Below are 926 nucleotides of genomic sequence, written 5' to 3'. Positions count from 1 at the left end.
CCCGCAGGGCCATCATCGGGTCGGTCATCGGTGGTCTCTCGGTTCGGGGTTGGCTGTCGCAACCCGATCCTAACCGGCAACCGCCGATGACCGCCTCTCAGCTACACCACCACCTGGGACACGACCGTAGGTGAAACCGGCAGAAGCGCCGCAAGCATCGGCCGCGTGGCCGAGGCGGCCGTAACCGATCTGCCCGCGTGCAATGGCGTCGAATCCGCCGAATGCACCTGGCGGTCACGCTCCGCTGATACTTGCGCGGAGACTGCGAAAGGCAGACGTTCCTCATCGTCTCGTGATGCAGGAGGGCACAATGAGTCCCAAGAACACCATCTGCCTCTGGTATGATCGGGAGGCCGAAGCCGCGGCACGTTTCTACGCCGAGACCTTTCCGGACAGCAGGGTGACGGCGGTGCATGAGGCGCCGGGCGATTATCCCTCAGGCAAGGCCGGCGACGTGCTGACAGTCGAGTTCACGGTCGTAGGGATCCCCTGCCTCGGCCTCAACGGCGGCCCGACCTTCCAGCACAGCGAGGCATTCTCCTTCCAGATCGCGACCGACACGCAGGAAGAAACGGACCGCTATTGGAACGCGATCGTCGGGAACGGTGGCCAGGAGAGCGCCTGCGGCTGGTGCAAGGATCGATGGGGCATCTCCTGGCAGATCACGCCGCGGACGCTGACGGAGGCGCTGGCCAAGGGTGGTGACGAGGCTAAGCGGGCCTTCGAGGCCATGTTGACGATGGGCAAGATTGATGTGGCAGCCATAGACGCGGCGCGTCGCGGCTAAGGGGAACCGAGATCTGGTCTGCCCCCTGAAAAGTGGCCCTCCCTGAAGTAGGCTTTTGAGCCTTTGGAGGATGCCGAGAATGCCGAGGAAGAAGCCGAGCCCGGAAGAGATCGTCGCCAAGCTGCGACAGGTGGACGTT

The 926-nt window shown here is 63.9% G+C and carries 1 protein-coding gene; it reads left to right on the top strand.

Going from position 1 to position 926, the window contains the following annotated elements; genetic code table 11:
• The first annotated feature begins 310 nt into the window (after nt 1-310).
• The gene (locus FZN60_RS28530; protein WP_158877798.1) at nt 311-787 is read left to right on the top strand and encodes a VOC family protein; all 477 of its coding nucleotides are present in this window, start codon (nt 311-313) and stop codon (nt 785-787) included.
• Nucleotides 788-926 lie beyond the last annotated feature (139 nt).

The sequence above is a fragment of the Antarcticirhabdus aurantiaca genome, assembly GCF_009765365.1.
GTDB lineage: Bacteria > Pseudomonadota > Alphaproteobacteria > Rhizobiales > Rhizobiaceae > Antarcticirhabdus > Antarcticirhabdus aurantiaca.
The sequence above is the reverse complement of the archived record's forward strand: the minus strand, read 5'-3'. Positions and strand labels throughout refer to the sequence as shown.